Origin of the sequence: Corynebacterium sp. HMSC08D02, from assembly GCF_001807505.1 — a bacterium.
Lineage (GTDB): Bacteria > Actinomycetota > Actinomycetes > Mycobacteriales > Mycobacteriaceae > Corynebacterium > Corynebacterium pseudogenitalium.
The window spans coordinates 96,512-113,572 of the sequence record NZ_KV789237.1; the positions used below are offsets into that span (position 1 = coordinate 96,512).

Annotated in this window: 15 protein-coding genes and 2 tRNA genes; 11 read left to right on the plus strand and 6 right to left on the minus strand. The window is 56.9% G+C overall.

Features of this window, described 5'->3' with window-relative positions:
• Positions 1-118 precede the first annotated feature (118 nt).
• From HMPREF3170_RS03935 to HMPREF3170_RS03945, 3 genes are all read left to right on the plus strand, one after another.
• Positions 119-1,150 (plus strand): LacI family DNA-binding transcriptional regulator, encoded by a 1,032-nt coding sequence (locus HMPREF3170_RS03935; protein WP_070477963.1) that lies wholly within the window; start codon positions 119-121, stop codon positions 1,148-1,150.
• A gap of 179 nt (positions 1,151-1,329) precedes the next feature.
• Complete coding sequence (locus HMPREF3170_RS03940) at positions 1,330-2,598, plus strand: oligosaccharide MFS transporter (RefSeq protein ID WP_070477965.1); 1,269 nt, start codon at positions 1,330-1,332, stop codon at positions 2,596-2,598.
• A 28-nt stretch (positions 2,599-2,626) separates the two neighbouring features.
• Positions 2,627-4,054, plus strand: a complete 1,428-nt coding sequence (locus HMPREF3170_RS03945; protein WP_070477966.1) for a glycoside hydrolase family 32 protein — start codon at positions 2,627-2,629, stop codon at positions 4,052-4,054.
• A 70-nt stretch (positions 4,055-4,124) separates the two neighbouring features.
• Here the strand turns inward: HMPREF3170_RS03945 and HMPREF3170_RS03950 are convergent, their stop codons facing one another.
• A complete protein-coding gene (locus HMPREF3170_RS03950; protein WP_070477968.1) occupies positions 4,125-5,498 on the minus strand; it encodes an NAD-dependent succinate-semialdehyde dehydrogenase in 1,374 nt (457 codons plus the stop codon).
• A gap of 133 nt (positions 5,499-5,631) precedes the next feature.
• On the minus strand, positions 5,632-6,330 hold the full coding sequence (locus tag HMPREF3170_RS03955; protein ID WP_070477969.1) for a hypothetical protein: 699 nt from the start codon (positions 6,328-6,330) through the stop codon (positions 5,632-5,634).
• A 241-nt stretch (positions 6,331-6,571) separates the two neighbouring features.
• Here HMPREF3170_RS03955 and HMPREF3170_RS03960 point away from each other — a divergent pair.
• The 4 genes from HMPREF3170_RS03960 to HMPREF3170_RS03975 all read left to right on the plus strand — a co-directional run bounded on the left by HMPREF3170_RS03960 (position 6,572) and on the right by HMPREF3170_RS03975 (position 8,422).
• Positions 6,572-6,644, plus strand: a tRNA-Asn gene (locus HMPREF3170_RS03960).
• Between the two features lie 87 nt (positions 6,645-6,731).
• Complete coding sequence (locus HMPREF3170_RS11910) at positions 6,732-7,496, plus strand: excalibur calcium-binding domain-containing protein (protein ID WP_070477970.1); 765 nt, start codon at positions 6,732-6,734, stop codon at positions 7,494-7,496.
• Between the two features lie 69 nt (positions 7,497-7,565).
• Positions 7,566-7,886 carry a DUF3037 domain-containing protein gene (locus HMPREF3170_RS03970; RefSeq protein ID WP_070477971.1) on the plus strand — a complete coding sequence of 107 codons (321 nt, stop codon included), beginning with the start codon at positions 7,566-7,568 and terminating at the stop codon, positions 7,884-7,886.
• On the plus strand, positions 7,883-8,422 hold the full coding sequence (locus tag HMPREF3170_RS03975) for a hypothetical protein (protein ID WP_070477972.1): 540 nt from the start codon (positions 7,883-7,885) through the stop codon (positions 8,420-8,422). The genes HMPREF3170_RS03970 and HMPREF3170_RS03975 overlap by 4 nt, the downstream gene beginning before the upstream one ends.
• Before the next feature lie 532 nt (positions 8,423-8,954).
• On the opposite strand, the gene HMPREF3170_RS03985 is transcribed toward HMPREF3170_RS03975, so the two are convergent.
• Together HMPREF3170_RS03985 and HMPREF3170_RS11820 are read right to left on the minus strand one after the other, a co-directional pair.
• Positions 8,955-9,248 carry an addiction module antidote protein gene (locus tag HMPREF3170_RS03985; RefSeq protein ID WP_070477974.1) on the minus strand — a complete coding sequence of 98 codons (294 nt, stop codon included), beginning with the start codon at positions 9,246-9,248 and terminating at the stop codon, positions 8,955-8,957.
• Positions 9,199-9,399, minus strand: a complete 201-nt coding sequence (locus tag HMPREF3170_RS11820) for a type II toxin-antitoxin system RelE/ParE family toxin (RefSeq protein ID WP_210385494.1) — start codon at positions 9,397-9,399, stop codon at positions 9,199-9,201. Before HMPREF3170_RS11820 ends, HMPREF3170_RS03985 begins: the two co-directional genes overlap by 50 nt.
• Positions 9,400-9,604: 205 nt before the next feature.
• Here HMPREF3170_RS11820 and HMPREF3170_RS11690 point away from each other — a divergent pair, with 205 nt between their 5' ends.
• Both HMPREF3170_RS11690 and HMPREF3170_RS03990 read left to right on the plus strand, forming a co-directional pair.
• The gene (locus tag HMPREF3170_RS11690; RefSeq protein ID WP_168161610.1) at positions 9,605-9,757 is read left to right on the plus strand and encodes a hypothetical protein; all 153 of its coding nucleotides are present in this window, start codon (positions 9,605-9,607) and stop codon (positions 9,755-9,757) included.
• A 36-nt stretch (positions 9,758-9,793) separates the two neighbouring features.
• A complete protein-coding gene (locus HMPREF3170_RS03990) occupies positions 9,794-12,109 on the plus strand; it encodes a DEAD/DEAH box helicase (RefSeq protein WP_070477975.1) in 2,316 nt (771 codons plus the stop codon).
• 163 nt (positions 12,110-12,272) lie between these two features.
• Here HMPREF3170_RS03990 and HMPREF3170_RS03995 read toward each other — a convergent pair whose 3' ends face one another.
• Positions 12,273-13,088: a TIGR02391 family protein gene (locus HMPREF3170_RS03995; RefSeq protein ID WP_070477976.1), complete on the minus strand. Its 816-nt coding sequence runs from the start codon at positions 13,086-13,088 to the stop codon at positions 12,273-12,275.
• 450 nt (positions 13,089-13,538) lie between these two features.
• Here HMPREF3170_RS03995 and HMPREF3170_RS04000 point away from each other — a divergent pair, with 450 nt between their 5' ends.
• Positions 13,539-15,353, plus strand: a complete 1,815-nt coding sequence (locus tag HMPREF3170_RS04000) for an AIPR family protein (RefSeq protein ID WP_070477977.1) — start codon at positions 13,539-13,541, stop codon at positions 15,351-15,353.
• A 288-nt stretch (positions 15,354-15,641) separates the two neighbouring features.
• On the opposite strand, the gene HMPREF3170_RS04005 is transcribed toward HMPREF3170_RS04000, so the two are convergent.
• Positions 15,642-15,715, minus strand: a tRNA-Ile gene (locus HMPREF3170_RS04005).
• 147 nt (positions 15,716-15,862) lie between these two features.
• On the opposite strand from HMPREF3170_RS04005, the gene wecB reads away from it, so the two are divergent.
• On the plus strand, positions 15,863-17,020 hold the full coding sequence (gene wecB / locus HMPREF3170_RS04010) for a non-hydrolyzing UDP-N-acetylglucosamine 2-epimerase (RefSeq protein ID WP_070477978.1): 1,158 nt from the start codon (positions 15,863-15,865) through the stop codon (positions 17,018-17,020).
• Positions 17,021-17,061 lie beyond the last annotated feature (41 nt).

A 17,061-nucleotide genomic window follows, 5' to 3' on the forward strand; every position in this document is an offset into this window, starting at 1 on the left:
GCAGACGCAATTCTGTTCACAAAATCCCGACTCAGCTTTCGACGACACCTTCCACCCCACCGCATCCCATCACGCCCATCCCAACTAAGACCAGACCGTCCCCGCTATACTGCTTCAAATGTCCAGAAGTTCGCATCGTGTCACGCTCGCGGATATCGCGAAGCACCTCGGCGTCTCCACTGCCACGGTGAGCCTCGCACTCAACGGCAAACCCGGTTCGCGTATTCCGGAAGAGACAGTGCGGAAGGTCCGGGAGGCGGCCCGCGAGCTGGGCTACCGCCCAAACACCTTGGCGCGGGCGCTCAAGACTGGACGCACGCACACGATTGGTTTTCTCTCCGACGAGGTCACCACTACGCGTTTCGCCTCTCCAATGATTACGGGGATCGTGGATGAAGCCGAACGGCTTGGCCACGCGGTGATGATGGCGGAAACTGGCCACCGTTCGGATCGGTTTGCTCCGGCGTTGCGGACGTTGGAGTCGCGGAACGTGGATGGCGTCGTGGTCGGGCTGATGGCTTCGCGCGAGCTTGATCTGCCAAAGACGAACTTGCCGCTTGTGATTTGTAACGGCCAGGCTGGCGACCTTCCTGCGATTTTGCCCGACGACTATGCGGCGGGCAGGGACGCGATTGAGTATTTGGTAGCGCGGGGGCACCGTTCGATTGCGTTGATCGGCAGGTTCCCAGAGGCCGCGACGCCTTCGTTCAGCATCAGCGAGCGCATGCGCGGTATCGACGCCGCCCTGGCCCACCACGGGATCCGTCTGCACGCGGAGGGCCACGCGTCGGTGTGGGAGCCGGCGGCAGGGTATGCGCGGATGTCGGAAATTCTTGATGACGATCCAGCAAACTACCCCACCGCGGTCCTCGCTGCGAATGATCGTTTGGCGTTGGGGGTGTATCAGGCGATGCAGGACGCGGGGTTGGATGTGGCGTCGACAATTTCGGTGTTGTCCTTTGATGATGAGGATTTGGCGGCGTTGGTGCGGCCGGGGTTGACGACGTTCCGGCTGCCGTATCAGGAGATGGGTGCGCGGGCGGCGCGCATGCTGGTTGGCCTTCTGTCCGGCGAACAGCCCGAAGCCGAGAACCCCATATTGCTCCCCCTGAAAGTGGTTGAGCGTGGGAGCGTTTCCCAAGCTCGCTAAATCGTTTTAGCAACTTCCCCACCTTTTGCATACCCCCGACATACTATGTGCTTAAAGGTTTAAGCAGGGTCGCTGCAAGGACCAAGAACAAGAAGCGCAGCACGCGCACCTGCACATATCCCTGCGAAGCCATTGTCGCGCCCGGCTACCCCCGGGCCTCACAGAAAGGACATTCGGCGATGGAGATGCTTCGATCGCAGTTTTCAAACCCCGCGTACCGCTTCGGTTCCGCCACAATCTTCCTATTCTTCGCAGCGTGGGGAATCTGGTGGTCCTTCTACCAGATCTGGCTCACGTCTGAGGCTGGCGGTCTGCAGCTCAACGGCGCGCAGGTAGGTACCGTGTACGCCATCCAGGGCGCTATCACGATGGCGCTGATGCTGGTGTACGGCGTACTCCAGGACAAGCTTGATCTGAAGCGCCCGCTGACCATTTTCATCGGCGCGAGCGCAACCCTCATCGGGCCGTTCACGCAGTTCATTTACCACCCGTTGCTGCGTGACCACTTCATCGTCGGCGCAATCCTGGGCAGCGTAGTGCTCTCGGCCGGGTTTGTGGCTGGCGCCGGGCTGCTGGAGGCGTTCGTGGAGAGGATGGCAAACCGCACTGGCTTCGAGTACGGCCAGGCCCGCATGTGGGGTTCGTTTGCCTACGCAATTGTCGCGTTGCTCGCGGGTATCTTCTTCACCATCAACCCGATGCTGAACTTCTGGATCGGTTCCGCGCTCGGCGCGCTGCTGCTGTGCACGCAGCTGTTCTGGCACCCGAAGGGCACGGCGCAGGAGGCCTCGATTGAGGAGGTCACGGCGAAGACCCCGCCGGTTTCAGAGATGCTCGGCCTGCTCAAGGACAGCCATGTGTGGAAGGTCATCGTGATCGTGTTGCTGTCCTGGACGTTCTACACCGTGTTTGACCAGCAGATGTTCCCGGACTTCTACACGTCCCTATTTAGTTCGCCGGAGGTCGGCCAGCGTGCGTACGGCACGTTGAACTCGGTGCAGGTCTTCCTCGAGGCGATCATGATGGGCCTCATCCCGCTGTTGATGCGCAAGGTGGGCGCGCGCAATACGCTGCTGATGGGCATCGGCGTCATGTTCGTCCGTATCTTCATGTGCGCGGCGTTTACCGGCCCGGTGTTGATCAGTATCGCGAAGATGCTGCACGCGTTTGAGGTTCCGCTGTGCATCCTGGCTATCTTCAAGTACTTCGCTATTCACTTCAACAAGGCGCTCTCCGCGACCTTGTACCTGGTGGCATTCCAGTTGTCGTCGCAGCTCGGCAACGTGATCCTGTCCACCCCGCTGGGCTCGCTCCGTGATCAGATCGGTTACCAGCCAACGTTCTTCGTCATCTCGGGCGTGGTCTTCGTCGCTGGCCTCATTGCGGTCTTCGCGCTCAAGCGGGACGACGAAGCCGTGGTCAACCCCGAAGAAATCCCAACCCGCTAGCCCGCAACGATTTTAGAAAGGTTTCATCATGCAACCCCTCCGCCACACCAACGACCGCTGGTACCCCTCCTTCCACGTCGCAGCCCCTGGCGGCTGGATCAATGACCCGAATGGCCTCTGCTTTTTCGACGGCCGGTTCCACGCTTTCTTCCAGCATCACCCGTACAGCCCGGCGTGGGGCCCGATGCACTGGGGCCACGCCTCCTCCGCGGACCTGCTCGAGTGGCGCGAGGAGCCTATCGCGCTAGCCCCGGGCGAGCCTGGTTCCGACGACGCCGACGGCATCTGGTCGGGTTCCGCCGTCGTCCACGATGGCACGCTGTATGCGTTCTATACGGGTAACCGCTGGGTCAACGGCGTCGATGATAAGGACGGCAAGTTCCAGACCCAGATGCTGGCCACCTCTACCGACGGTGTCCACTTTGAGAAGCACGGCGCCGTCGTCCCGCCCGTCAACGCGGACGCGCGCGATCCGAAGGTGTTCTCCCACGACGGCCGCTGGTACATGACCATCGGCGCAGAGGTGGACGGCCGCGGCCACGTGCTGCTGTATACCTCTGAGGACCTCTACAACTGGTCCGAAGCCGGCTCCCTCTTTGTCGACCCAGACCCGAACGTTTTCATGGTCGAGTGCCCTGATTTCTTCTTCCTCGACGGCAAGTGGGTGCTCATCTACGGCCCGATGGTGCGCACCCCGATCCGCTCTGGGTACAGCCTGCGCAACGGCCACAACGTCGGCTACGTTGTGGGGTCGTGGGAGTCCGGCGCGCAGTTCGTGCCCGAAACCGACTTCCGGCTTCTCGACTGGGGCCACCACTTCTACGCCACCCAGTCCTTCGCCGCCCCCAACAACCGGCGCCTGGCGTTCGGCTGGATGGGCGAGTTCGCTCACCCGCTCGCCTCACGCGAGGACGGCTGGTCCGGCCAGCTCAGCCTCCCCAGGGAGCTCTCGCTTAGCGACGCCCTCACGCTCCACTGCGCGCCCGCCCCCGAAATCGCCGAGCTCTTCAACCCCGCCGAGACGCACGACGCCACCCTCCAAGCAGGCGAAACAACCACCCTTGCCCCGCTCGAGGAGGCATGGCTGCGCGTCACCCTCGACCTGGAGCAGCCCGTCGCGCTGCAGACAAACACCTGCGAGCAGGTAGTCCTCCACCTCATTCGTGACGACGCCCCCTCAGCCCACATAGTGCTCGACACCCTCGCCGAGCGCATCCACCTAGTACTCGCGCGAGGCAACGGCGCCGGCAGCGGTTACCGCTCCATGCCGTGGGTCCCCGGCGATGCCCTGGACATCTACTTAGACCGCGGCTCCATCGAGCTGTTCACCGCGAACGCCTCGGAGACGCTCTCCTCCCTGGACTTCCTCGGTGAGGGGCCGCGCACCGTGGAGATCGAGTCCGTGGCAGGCCTCGTCTGCGTCAACGTAGAAGTGCGCCCGCTGAAGCGAGGCTAGGCCCGCCCGCAGCAGACGCATTTCTGTTCACAAAATCCCGACTATTCCCACGAGACCCCGTCCCCCAGCGCTACTTCGCCACGAAGTAGCGCTGCTTGTTCACGAACTCGTCCATCCCGAGCGGCCCAAGCTCGCGACCGAAGCCGGAGTTCTTCACGCCGCCGAACGGCAGGCCTGCACCGCGGGCCTGCGGGATGTTGACGTGGATCATGCCGGTGACAACCTGGTTCGCAACCTTCTTGGCGCGCTCCTCGTCGGTGGAGAACACAGCGCCGCCGAGTCCGTAACGGGAGTTGTTGGCCAACTCCACGGCTTCCTCGTCGGAGGACACCTTGTAGATCTCCACGACGGGGCCAAAGAACTCTTCGTAGTAGGAGTCGGAGCCGACCGGGATATCGGTGATAACGGCCGGGGTGAAGTAAGCACCTTCCCCGGTGAGTTCGCCACCGCAGTGCAGGGTGGTGCCGGCGTCGACGGCTGCGGCGACTTGGTCACGCAACGTTTCGGCGGCTTCGCGGGAGGATAGCGGGTAGTAGTGACCGTCTTCCGGCGAGAACGGGTCGCCCTGGCGAAGCGCCGACACGGCGTCCACCATCTTGGAAACGAACTCGTCGTAGATGTCGTCCATCACGATGATGCGCTTGTTGGAGGTGCACGCCTGGCCGACGTTGCTCATGCGCTTCTTCATGGCGGTGCGCACTTCGCGGTCAATGTCGTCAGTATCCAGAACGATGTATGCGTCGGTGCCGCCGAGCTCCAGCAGGGCCTTCTTCAGGTTGGCGCCAGCTGCCTTCGCAACGGCCTTGCCTGCTCCCTCGGAACCAGTGAGCGATACGCCCTGCACGCGCGGGTCCGCGAGCAGGTCTTCGATCTGGCTGTGGCTAATGCGGCGGTAGTTGAACACGCCTTCGGGCACGCCGGCGTCGTCGAAGATCTGCTGGATTGCTTCGGCGGAGCGTGGGCAGATGGACGCGTGCTTCAGGATGATAGTGTTGCCCGCCATCAGCGTCGGCGCTGCAAAGCGTGCGACTTGGTAGTACGGGAAGTTCCACGGCATCACGCCGACGATCACGCCGAGCGGCACCTTCCGGATCACGATGTCCCCACCGTCGTGCGGCAGCGGCTCATCCGCGCCGAACTCAGCACCGTGGTCTGCGTAGTAGTTACAGATTTCCACACATTCACCGACTTCCCCGTCGCCTTGGTCGATGGCCTTACCCATCTCTTCGGCGATGATTTTTACGAGAGTGTCGCGACGCTCGTCGAAAAGCTGGGCGACTTTGCGCAGGTATGCGGCGCGTTCCTCGTAGCTGAGGGCACTCCATGTCTTATACGCAGCGTCGGCGCGCTGGAGGGTGTCCTGCAGCTCTTGGTCGGTGGTCTGCTCATACGTTGCGACGATCTCATTCGTCGCCGGATTTTGTACTCGATATGTCGTAGCCATGGCCCCACGCTACAGCTTCTTCCCACTTTTCGACGCCCATTCACCCACCTTTACGCCAGTTCCCAGAGATGACGCTCGTATCCACGACAAAAGAAAAGGGCCTACCGTAGTGGCAGACCCTCTCAGAATCGAGTTAGCGCGGAAGTGGGATCTTCACGCCTGGGATAGCGCCGGCCAGTGCAGCGATACCCACGCCTACACCGACAAGGACTAGAAGGCCGATGATGATATCGACGACCGAGTCGCTCGAAGACTCATCCCCCTGAGGAGCTGGGGTGCTAGTGTTCGTAGGCTTTGGCTCCGCCGTTGCCGTTGGCTTAGGGGTGTCGGTTGGAGCAGGCTTCGTGCTCGTCGTAGATTCCTTAGGCTTTGGGCGCGGAAACCACGAGACAAGCTTGGAGGCCACAGACACCGAGAACTTGCCAGGAAACAGCCCACTGGAGCCGTCGGAGAATGCCACTTCAGCCTGAAAATCAATCTCAAAGCGAGACGGGTACCGCGCGTCTTCAACAGGCTCTACCCATAACTTTTCAGTCTTTAATCCGAAATAGGTATATTCCCCGGTAGTCACTTTTACATCGTACGGAGAATCCCACTTCTTCAGCTTGATGGAGCGCACATACCTCCGATCGTCTGCCATATCCTCGCGGATGATCGTGCTATTCGAATTCGTCCCCAGCACAATGAAGCTCGCGTTTAGTCGCGGATTCAGCCTCTCAGCCATCGATGCCGAAACAGTTTCTTCCTCACCAAAAGCAGACGGTCCCGCAACAACAGTCAACGGCGCCACAAGCCCTACAGCAAGCGCACCAGCCATGAGTTTAGCCTTCATGGAAGCTCCTTCTCCTTAGTATTTCCAACTAAACTCACATATTAGCCCAAGGTAATTACATAGCTCCACTTACTTAAAATGAAACTCTAGGTATTCATCAAAGAATTCATGAGCACTTTGCCAAATCCACCGAACGGCGTAGAACCCGCTGGCTCAAGCTCCCGGCTCCACAGTCGCCTCACTGCCCGATTTTCTTCTTTCTTCGACATACGCTAGAGTCTCTTTCGCACCAAGTGCGCATTCCTCCATAGCTCAGTTGGCAGAGCATTCGACTGTTAATCGAAGGGTCACTGGTTCGAGCCCAGTTGGAGGAGCAAAGCGAATGGCCCGAGGTTTCCGCATCCTCGGGCCTTTCGCTTACCCTGATGGTATCGCCCGCGCCTTGAATCGAGAGGTCAGCTATGAGTTACGCCACCCAGCCGCAATCGCAACAAACTTCTTCCAAAACAAAAACGATCCTGGCATGGATCACCATGGCCTTCGGTGCCCTCATGTTTTCAGCCGACATTGGTGGCATCCTGTTTGCCTCAGCGTTCATTCTGCCCGGTGCATGGTGGATGTGGTGCGAAGCCCAAGACAAAAAGCACTACAAAGAGTCGCAAGAAGCCGCTATGAATCACAAACAGCTGCGCAAGCTCCTCGATCCGGAACGTGATGCGTTGGTGCTCAACAGCATGGGCGACGCACCCCAATTCACCCCGGTGAACCGCCGATGGCCTTTGGTTTGGTTAACAGCACTCGTGTTGTTCATTGCCGGTGGCAGCCTCCTCCCCGAATCTGAATCCACCACAAATACGGAGCCCACTTCGAGCAGCGTGGCACCCACGACAACCACGTCTGCCACGAGTGAGTCCACCTCAGCAGCAACCACTACGACACTCACGTCAACGACCAGCTCCACTCACAGCAGCCCTTCTTCGAGCAGTCTTACAACCGAGGAGACCACGGCAAGCATCGCCAAATTCGCCGACATCCCAATCGAAGAACCCGCGCAAGCTCCTGCACCCGAGCCCTTAATCGAGCAACCAGTGCCAGCTGCGCCTGCCCGGGTTTACTACGCCAACTGCTCCGAAGCACGCGCGGCCGGGGCCGCGCCGATCTATGAGGGACAGCCGGGGTACAGCAGGAAGCTCGATCGCGACGGCGACGGCATCGCGTGCGAATAGTGGGTCGACCCCTCCGGTCTACAGCCATTCCTAGGCAATCAGCCGCAGATACTCACGAAGGAATCTGACATGCGATTCGACTACTGGACCGTTCGGGCAGTCCCCCAACCGATGGGGATCACCACCATCGGCGTGGGAGTAATCGTGTTCGATCCACGCACGGGACAATCGCAGTTCAGGTTCAAGGATGCCCACCGAGCGCTCACTCATTCTGATAATCGAGACACGATCAAGCATGCACTGCAAAACTTTAAGAACGAGCTAGAGCAGCTTTCTGCTCCAACCGAACCGCTCTATCCGGAGGATCGCTATTCACTTCGTGGCTACTTAACCTTTATCAGTAGCCATTGGGGGGGAACATCATCCGAGTCGACCAGGTCAAAAGCATGAATGCCGTCAATATCTCTGAGGCAACCGAGATGCTTTTTGACACTTTGATTGGCGGCCAAGCGCAAAGCGATGTCAAACCTGGAGTCCGCCAGTTGAAGAGGGAAATCCGCACTGTGTATCGCTCGTTCCCGGAACTCGGCAAAGCCACAGTTCCGGATGCCGATGTCTCCGTTGCCAGGCGCGAGCTCGATCTCAACCTCGCAGTTGTGCGAGACGGCACTGTTTTGGAACTGAATCAGGCTTTTAATTTCCAAGTAGATAACCCTGCTAAAACACGGTCGCACATTGATTCGTGGACGCTGAAGATCGATAAGCTGCGCCAGGAAGGAGGCAAGCTTAAGTACAACGACTCCTCACTCGAGATTTGCAGGGACCACCTTTCAGTCACTGCGGTCGTCCTGGACCCGGCTACAACGGCCCAGCGAAAAAACTACGAACTGTTCCAAGACTTTTGCCATGATCTCGACGTGACGCTCATCAGTAGCAGCCGAGTGGGAGAGCATGCCGAGAGCCTGAATCGTCAGCTCAGTGCGTGACCGAAGACCATTACAGCCGACGGCGCACGGCAACAGCTACTGCTTCGCCGCGCCTTACCCCTCCTGCAACAGCACCTTCACGCGGCACAGCTCATCGTAAATAGCGCGCTCCTGCAGCGAAAAGGATCCGGTGTAGCCAAGTAACGCAGCTCACCCAAAGTAAACCGAGACTCACCCAACTGCTCCCCAAGCCGAGCCATCAGTTTGCGCTTCCGCTCCACAAGCTCAGCATCATTCGTGCGACGTAGCTTCAGTTGCATCTTGAACGCCTCCCTCCGCGCCGCAAATCAGCATACCGTCGCCCTACTCGCCCACCCCAGTTACGCTGGCCTCATCGATCCCCCTGAACAACCGGAGCCGACCATGTCAAACGCAAATAACCTCAAGGCCCGCGTACAGCTCCTGGAGCGAGCGCTCGCGAAGCCCCTTGGCACCGATGATTTCGAAGCATTCCTCACCGAATGTCGATTTGAAGCGTCCTGCGTGTGCATGTATAGCCACCAATCCATGGTGATGCGTTTCCAGCAGGTATCTAGGCATTTTGTGTAGCGAGAGTTATTTTGAACCCTAGGGCTTTCATGATTTTCGTGATAGCCGCAAAGGACGGGTTACCGTCTCTTGACAGTGACTTGTAAAGGGATTCACGGTTGAGTTGAGTTTCTTTAGCGAGCTGGCTCATGCCGTGTGCCCTTGCAATGTCACGCAACACCACCTGTACGGTTTTCGTATCGCCGTCTTCGAGTGCGATAGCCAGGTAATCGTTCATTGCCTCTTGGCTATCGAGATATTTGCTTGCGTCGAACGCTGAAAACGTTACTTCCTTCACGACTGTTCCTCCCTACCTGTTGTGCGAGCTTTTGAGGGGTTCGAATATCTTTAACCTGGCTGGATTTATCTCCTCCGGCCAGCAAGAAAACCGTTACTGCATCTAGTTGGGCGTAGTACACCCGATAGCCGGGTCCGAAATGAAATCTCATCTCGTTCACTTTCTCGCGAAGGGTTTGATATCTCCAATCATTGTTCCGTGTGCTTCACATCAGGCTATTGCATATAAAATGCGCCGTTGAGCATATTTGTCTTTCAGCTCACCTAACCAAGCGTCAAACAAGCTACTGGAAATAATCTACACACACCCAAGTGTAGCCTACAAGCTACAAAGGCCAAGGGGAGAAAACCCCTCTCATGGCTGACTCCTCTTCCGGTTTGAGAATTGGTTTGGAGGGTGAGCGGGAGTTTAAGCGAGCTATCACCGACATCAACCGCGAGATGCGGGTACTCGGGCCGACCCTCTCATGGTCAATGGCGCCCTACTCGCCGCGCCCCCAGCTACACTGACCCCATCGATCCCTCCCCGAAAACCGGAGTCCGACCATGCCAAACGCAGACGACCTCGAGGCCCGCGTGCAGCTCCTGGAGCGTGCGCTCGCGAAGCTCCTTGGCACCGATGATTTCGAAGCATTCCTCACCGAAACTGAACCCGAACCCGAAACCAAGCAATCCCCGCCCAAACCCGCAACGCCACCGCAACCCCCGCAAGCATCACAAGCAACAGCACACGAAGACCTCACCACAGTCTCCAACGCCTCCTCCCCCGACACCAAGCTGCGCCTGTTCGCCGACTACTTCCGCGGTCGCGAGGACGTGTACGCCACCGCATGGCACAACGGCGAGAAGAAGGGCTGGTCACCCGCATCTTACGGCCGCTACGACCGCAACAATCCAAACCTGAAGCCACTCACTCCGCAGGTCCTCGAGCAGCATCTGCGCCGCGACAACAACCTCCACGTTGGGCTCTACCCGCTATGCAAGGGCGACACCTGCTTCCTCCTCGCCTGCGATTTCGACGACTCCGACTTCCGCAACGCCGCCCGTCTCTACGCCGACACATGCCGAGAGTATGGCCTCGCCCCCCTCATCGAACTCTCCCGTTCCGGCACAGGCGCTCACGTGTGGCTCTTCTTCAGCGAGCCCGTCCCCGCTTCCCTTGCGCGCACCGTAGGCACCGGACTGCTCGCCAAGGCCAGCCCGAGGCATTTCTTCACCAGCTTCGATCGCTTCTTCCCTTCCCAAGACACACTGCCCGACAAACGCCGCGGCTTCGGCAATCTCATCGCGCTCCCACTCGCGGGCCAACATCGTGCCGAGCACCGCACCATTTTTGTCGACGCCTCCTTCGAACCCACCGACGATCAATTCGCCACGCTCGCTTCCACTAACAAAGCGTCCAAGTCCCAGCTCAAAAAGATTGCTGCTCGCCTGCAGCCGGATCCGGAGACCCAACTTCCCCAACCGCCGACCAAGGCCGAGCTCAAAGGGCTCAAACGAACCGGCAAGGTACTTGTCACACACGATTCCCGAGTGCACATCTCACTCGAAGGCGTCGACGGCACCACGGCCACCGCACTTCGCCACCTCGGAGCGATCCCCAACCCGCAGTTCTACATCCGCCAGGCCCAGCGCCTATCGACCTTCCAAACACCCCGCCTCATTATCCGCTTCGACGAGCACGACAACACCCTCACCCTGGATCGCGGCACGCTCGATCAAGCCATCACAATCCTCAAAACTGCCGGTTACACCGTGACACGCCGCGGCAAAACGCCAAAGCCACGCACAATGCAAACCGACTTCACCGGCGAGCTGCACCCCAGGCAGCGCAAAGCCGTCGCAGCGATGCGAAAACACCCCACGGGGATACTCGTCGCACCACCGGGTGCTGGCAAAACTGTGATGGCCTGCGTGCTGATCGCATACCGCCAAGTACCAACCGCAATCATCGTTCCTAACGTAGAGCTCGCCACGCAGTGGCGCGAAGCGCTCACCAAGTTTCTCGACGCCCCCACCATCGGCCAATATGGCGGCAACTCCAAGAAACTCAGCGGGGACATCGACATTGTCACTGCCCAGTCTATTAGCCGGACCGACTCGCGCACCGATTTCCTCGCCGACTACGGCTACATCATCATCGACGAATGCCATCGCGTCGGTGCCGCCGGCCTCACTCGCGTCCTTGCAGACCTCAACGTCCGCTTCATCAACGGTCTTACCGCGACCCCGTACCGCTCCGACGGCCTCGACGCTCTCCTACCTCTCATTTGCGGGCCTATCCGCCACACGATGGAACTCGAGCATGCTGGTCCCAAGCATTACGTTGTACAGACCACGGAGTTCACCTACGACGAGCCCCACCTCTACTGGCCAGATCTCGACAATGCCCTCGCCGCCGATAGTGCCCGCAACGCGCTCATCGCCGAGACCATCGCCCGCGCCACCGCCGATGGAAGCAACGTCCTTGTGCTGGTCAAGCGCCGCGAGCACATCAGCACCCTCAAAACGCTTCTTACGCGTAATCACTCCGACCTCCCCGCGCCGATCTTCACGCTCCACGGCGCACAGTCTTCCAAGGACCGCAAAGCCACCCGAGCGGCCCTCGACAGCACGCCCCAGTTCATCCTCATCGCCATGACACAGATCGCAGGCGAAGGGGTGGACCTCCCAGCTCTCGACGCGCTCGTCCTCGCAGCTCCTGTTGCATTCAAAGGAAACGTCATCCAGCAGATCGGCCGCGTCACCCGCGGTGCAGAAAGCGCAGCCACGGTCTTTGATTTCCACGACCATCATGTCCCTGCGCTCACCGCTGCGTTCCGCAAACGCAGCTCGGTCATTCGCAAGCAGGGGTTTGTGTAATCCGGCGCGCCAACTTTTCGGCGCTTTCCAGGTTACGAAATTCTTCACCCATACCACTAAGCGGTCCGACTACCATCGCTTCGCCGACCCCACCTGCCGTTGCTGACACGGCAGGTGAGTCATTTGGAGATTCCTGCACTTGCTGAATCAGTGCATTAGCTTATCACTCAGCCGCCGTACGGCGGGAGAGCGCCCTATCCACTTCATCACTGGCTAGCGTCGGATACTTTTGTTTACAGTACCGAAGGAATTCCTCGAACCCCACAGACTGATCGTTATTCGGATTTGATTCTGCCGCAGCAATGATGACGTCCATGTCCTCATCGCTTAGCTGTCCGGCTACAAACTCCAACTTCATGAACTCGATGTTGCTTCTATCATAGGACTGCTGCAGTTCTAGATCGCCGAGTACGTCCTCTTTCAGCCTTCGCAGTTGCGATGGCGCCAGGGCATCGGCTTGAAAGTCTTCACTTAGCTTGGACATCCACCCACCACTGGCTAAATCGGCGTAGAACCAGCTTCGAGACCTGTAGGCTCCATGAACAGCTTTGAGTTCCGCATAAAACAGGTTAACCCATTCTTCTGAAAGAGCAGGGCCAATACAGTGTAGAGCGAGGTTAGCCGTTGCCACATAGGAGAGCGCGATACTACGGTCGAAACGCTCATCCGCAACCTGGTGGACCAACTCATTCCTGAAATATTGGATCGCGAGATGGAGGTACCCAACAGCCCGACGGTAGTCTTCTTCACGCTGGCCCTTCGGGCTACAGCCGTAAATTTCGTCCCAAAACTCCGGGCTACGCGCATTGTCCCTGAAGACTTGGCTAGCCCTCTCATTACCTGTTAACTCTTCGAGTCTGAGTCGAACCAATTTGAACGCTTCAGTTACGGCCTGATAATAATCATTCCGTTCAAAATACTGCGCCACGTGAAAGCGGAGTTCCGGAAGCAAAAAATCGAGATCAGAGCTTGAATTCATCACAATCCTTTGAGCAGTTTCCGTTTATTATACACGATGCCTAGTTCCCTTGCGGGCCCAATTACGTACGTCCTCCTACAGGGGTCAGGTCCCTACACGCATCAAGCTGAACGCCGACCGAGCGGGGTCGGGTCCCGGTATGTCAGAGCATAAATGAAGCGGCAACACGCCAGCATTTATTTTACGACCAACAGGTAAGGAAGCCGACGCACTCCTGGTTCCCCAACCCCCAATTTTTCTTCGTTACTACCACTTGGTCTTACCTCAGCCAATCGCAGTTGCATTCAGTACGATGCTGGCCCACACAAAGTTCCACTTGCCCGGTCCACGACTTTCTCGTCCCTAAGGTTCGCAATAGCTGTATTCCACAGTGAAGCAAAAGCAAAAGTAAACTGTTCCTGTAGATTACGGAGGCGGAAAATTTCCCCCCAATACCGCGGAGGTTACCCAATGCAAGTTCTCACCAAATCCCGACTCTCAGATTTTTGCAGGAAGTATGATGTTGACGCAAAAAGCGAGTCAGTGGAATTCGAATATTACGCTGCGCACCACTTTCTGTCTCGATATGTCAATAACGACATTCGCCTAACAGAACAAACCCTCATCAGGGACGACGACGGCGGGATTGACGCCATTGGTATACTTATTAACGGCCAATTTGCGAACGATGCATCAGATGTAGAGGAATTAATCCGTGAAGACGATGAAAATACAGTGCGAATCGGATTTCTACAAGCGAAAACATCGGAAAAGTACGACACAAAACTAATCGCCAGATTCCTCAATGGAGTCAGCCGGATGACCCGAGCCGCAGGTGCGTGCGAGTACTCTTTGCTGGAGCCAGCCTTACGCGAGAAAGCTGAAGCTCTTGCAACAATCGTAGACAACATTTCCAAATTTTCCGTCACTACCATCCCTTGCGATATCTTTTATGTCACCCTCTCGGACAGGGTCTTCGGAGACGGTAACGCTCAAGGCGTCCCGCCTTCTTACGGAACACAAGTTGACGATGAACTAAAGCGGCTAAAAGAGCTGAATGTATACGATTTTCAGAACCTCCGTTTTGTGGGACAGAAGGCGCTTGATGAGCGCGTGGAAGAACTACGTGGAACGCTTGAAGCCAAGTTCAAACTACTTGATGCCTGTAATATTTCCGCAACCGGAAAGATCGATCGTGCGTTAATCGGTGTAATAAGCGTCGCAGAATTAAGGAAAATTATCCTCGACGATAATAGTGAAGTACGAGAACGCCTATTTGATGAAAACGTGCGTTTGTACCAAGGCGAAGATAACGAAGTTAATCAAGCAATTTCACGTACGCTAAAAAGCTCCGATAGAAGTCGTTTTCCGTTTTTAAACAATGGCTTGACCATCATTACGCGAGAACTAAATGCCGCATTCGACCAGTACCATATGAAAGGGTATCAAATTGTTAATGGTTGCCAGACGACCAATGAAATCGCCCGCTGGCTACGGGCACTCGGCAGTGACCCGAAAGAGGATCCGGACACACTCGCCGACGAAGTACTTGTTCCAATAAAGATTATTCAAACTGCGGATAAAGAATCCGTGCGCGACATTACCGTGGCCACAAATTCGCAAACCTTGATATCTAAACAAGATATCCCCGTCGATCCGGCTCTCGCAATGCGGGTGGAGGAATACTTTGCGCAAATGCCTGAGGATGCCGGGGACCAAGGGCGGATAAAGCTACGCTACAAGAGACAAAGCGGCGTTTCGCAGAATGAGGCGGTGCCTGGGCTGCGAACTTTTGACACCAGAGAGCTAAGTCGAGCTTTTCTAGCGTGTATTTACGGAAACTCGTCAACGGCAATCGGTCAACCAAATAAAGCGAACTCACCCGATTCAGGTGTTTGGGGAGACAATTCAGAAGTCCTATTCTATTTTTCCGCGTTGATGCTTTATCGCGTCGAGCGTGCTTTGGTACGAACGCCAACCAATGGAATTAAACCAGCCAAATACCATATCGCTATGCTTGCTTCCCGATACGTTCTGCCTGAACTTAGTCAAATCGGAGATCCCGCAGTTGCCAGTCAGAAGAAGCTTTACAAAGAGCTGGCGCGCTCGCTAGAAAGCAACGAGTGGCTCACGCGGATAAATACTGGTATTGAACTAGCCATTGACGTAATTCAGAGCCACTTTTCCGAAAAGCTAAAGGTTAAATCTCTTGTCAAGGATGATGTACGTTCAAAAAAGACTCAGGAAAGCCTGCTTACACTTTGGAGTTCGCTTCACGCTGGATAAGGGCAGACTGCGGTTCCCTTGTTTAGCGAACACCAAACAGTACGGATGGTACGTTCGGCAGTAAGGAGCGCGGACATTTCGCTATGGAGTTGCCCCAAACAATGCACGCACGTGTTCCTTCCTTTTTAGTGAGAATCTTTTCAATACGAGCAGGAAGAACGGCGCGAGGGCTGGGAATCCGTAGCCTAAAGGCGCCAACTGTAAATAACCGGACACGAGAGCCAAGTTACGAATGCGCAAACCGCACAGATTGCCACTGTAGGCAATCTGAGTCGCAGCTTAAACTTGTGGGGCCAGCGGGGCTCGAACCCGCGACCAGCGGATTATGAGTCCGCGGCTCTAACCGACTGAGCTATAGCCCCTTCTTTGAACAGGGCTGAAATGCACCAGTTCCGGAAACACATTACAACATGCTCAAAGCAATTTGAAACGGCCCCCACAGTTGCTACCATCAAACAGTTAAGGTATCAGCAAATTCAGCAGTTTCTAGAGCCAGATAAGGAATCCAGATGACCCCTGCAAAGATCATGGTTGTCTACGGTACACGCCCGGAGGCCATCAAGCTTGCACCGGTCATCAAGGAACTGCGCGCTCGCGATGAGTTTGAAACGCTGGTCGTCTCCACTGGGCAGCATCGCGAAATGCTCGCCCAAGTGACAGAGCTTTTCGGTTTCCAGCCGGATATAGATCTCGGCCTAATGCACAGAAAGCAACCGCTGAACCGGATTATGTCGCGAGCACTCAAGCGCCTCGATAAGGTTCTAAAAGAGTTCAAACCTGATGCACTCATCGTTCAGGGAGATACCTCAACCGCGGCATCTGCTGCCATCGCAGGTTTTAACCGCGAAGCCAAGATCGTTCACGTTGAGGCAGGACTCCGCTCATTCGACTTGAGCTCTCCATTCCCGGAGGAGGCGAATCGCAAGCTCATTTCCGCGATCGCATCGCTGCACCTCACTCCAACGAACCGCGCGAAAGACAATCTCATCGCCGAGGGCATTTCGGAAGATGCAATTGTTGTCACCGGCAATACTGTTATTGATGCTTTGCTTGAGACTGCAGCTAAGGAAAGCTACTTTACTAACACCTCAGTTGAAGATGCGCTTCGTAACTTCGACCGCCGAGTCATCTTCACCTCTCACAGGCGAGAAAATCTTGATTCCCTCGCAAGAATTGGAGTCGCCCTCGGGACCCTGGCAGAGCGTTACAGCGACACAGCATTCTTTGTTCCCATGCACTTGAACCCTCGGATTCGGGAACGCCTTCTCCCAGGTGTTGAGCATCTCCCAAATGTGGTGGCCACCGGCCCACTCCCCTACGACGAATTCATCCACCTGATGAAGCAGTCTGACCTCATCATCACCGATTCTGGCGGAGTACAGGAAGAGGCCCCAGCGCTCGGACTACCAGCGCTGCTAATCCGAGACACAACGGAGCGCCCAGAGGCCATTGAAGCCGGCGTAGTGAAGATGATTGGCCCCGACCCGGACACCATCATTTCGGAGGCCACGGAACTTCTCGACAACCCCAACGCTCACGCTGCCATGAGAAACGCAGTGAACCCTTACGGTGACGGCCACGCAGCTGAGCGCACCGTGAAGGCCCTCGGTGACCTTTTCAATCTCACAATCGAAACTCAGGCACCAGCACTTCGTCCAAGGTTTTAGCCTGTTGTAGGGGTCGACAGTCGAACGCGCTAGACTGTCAA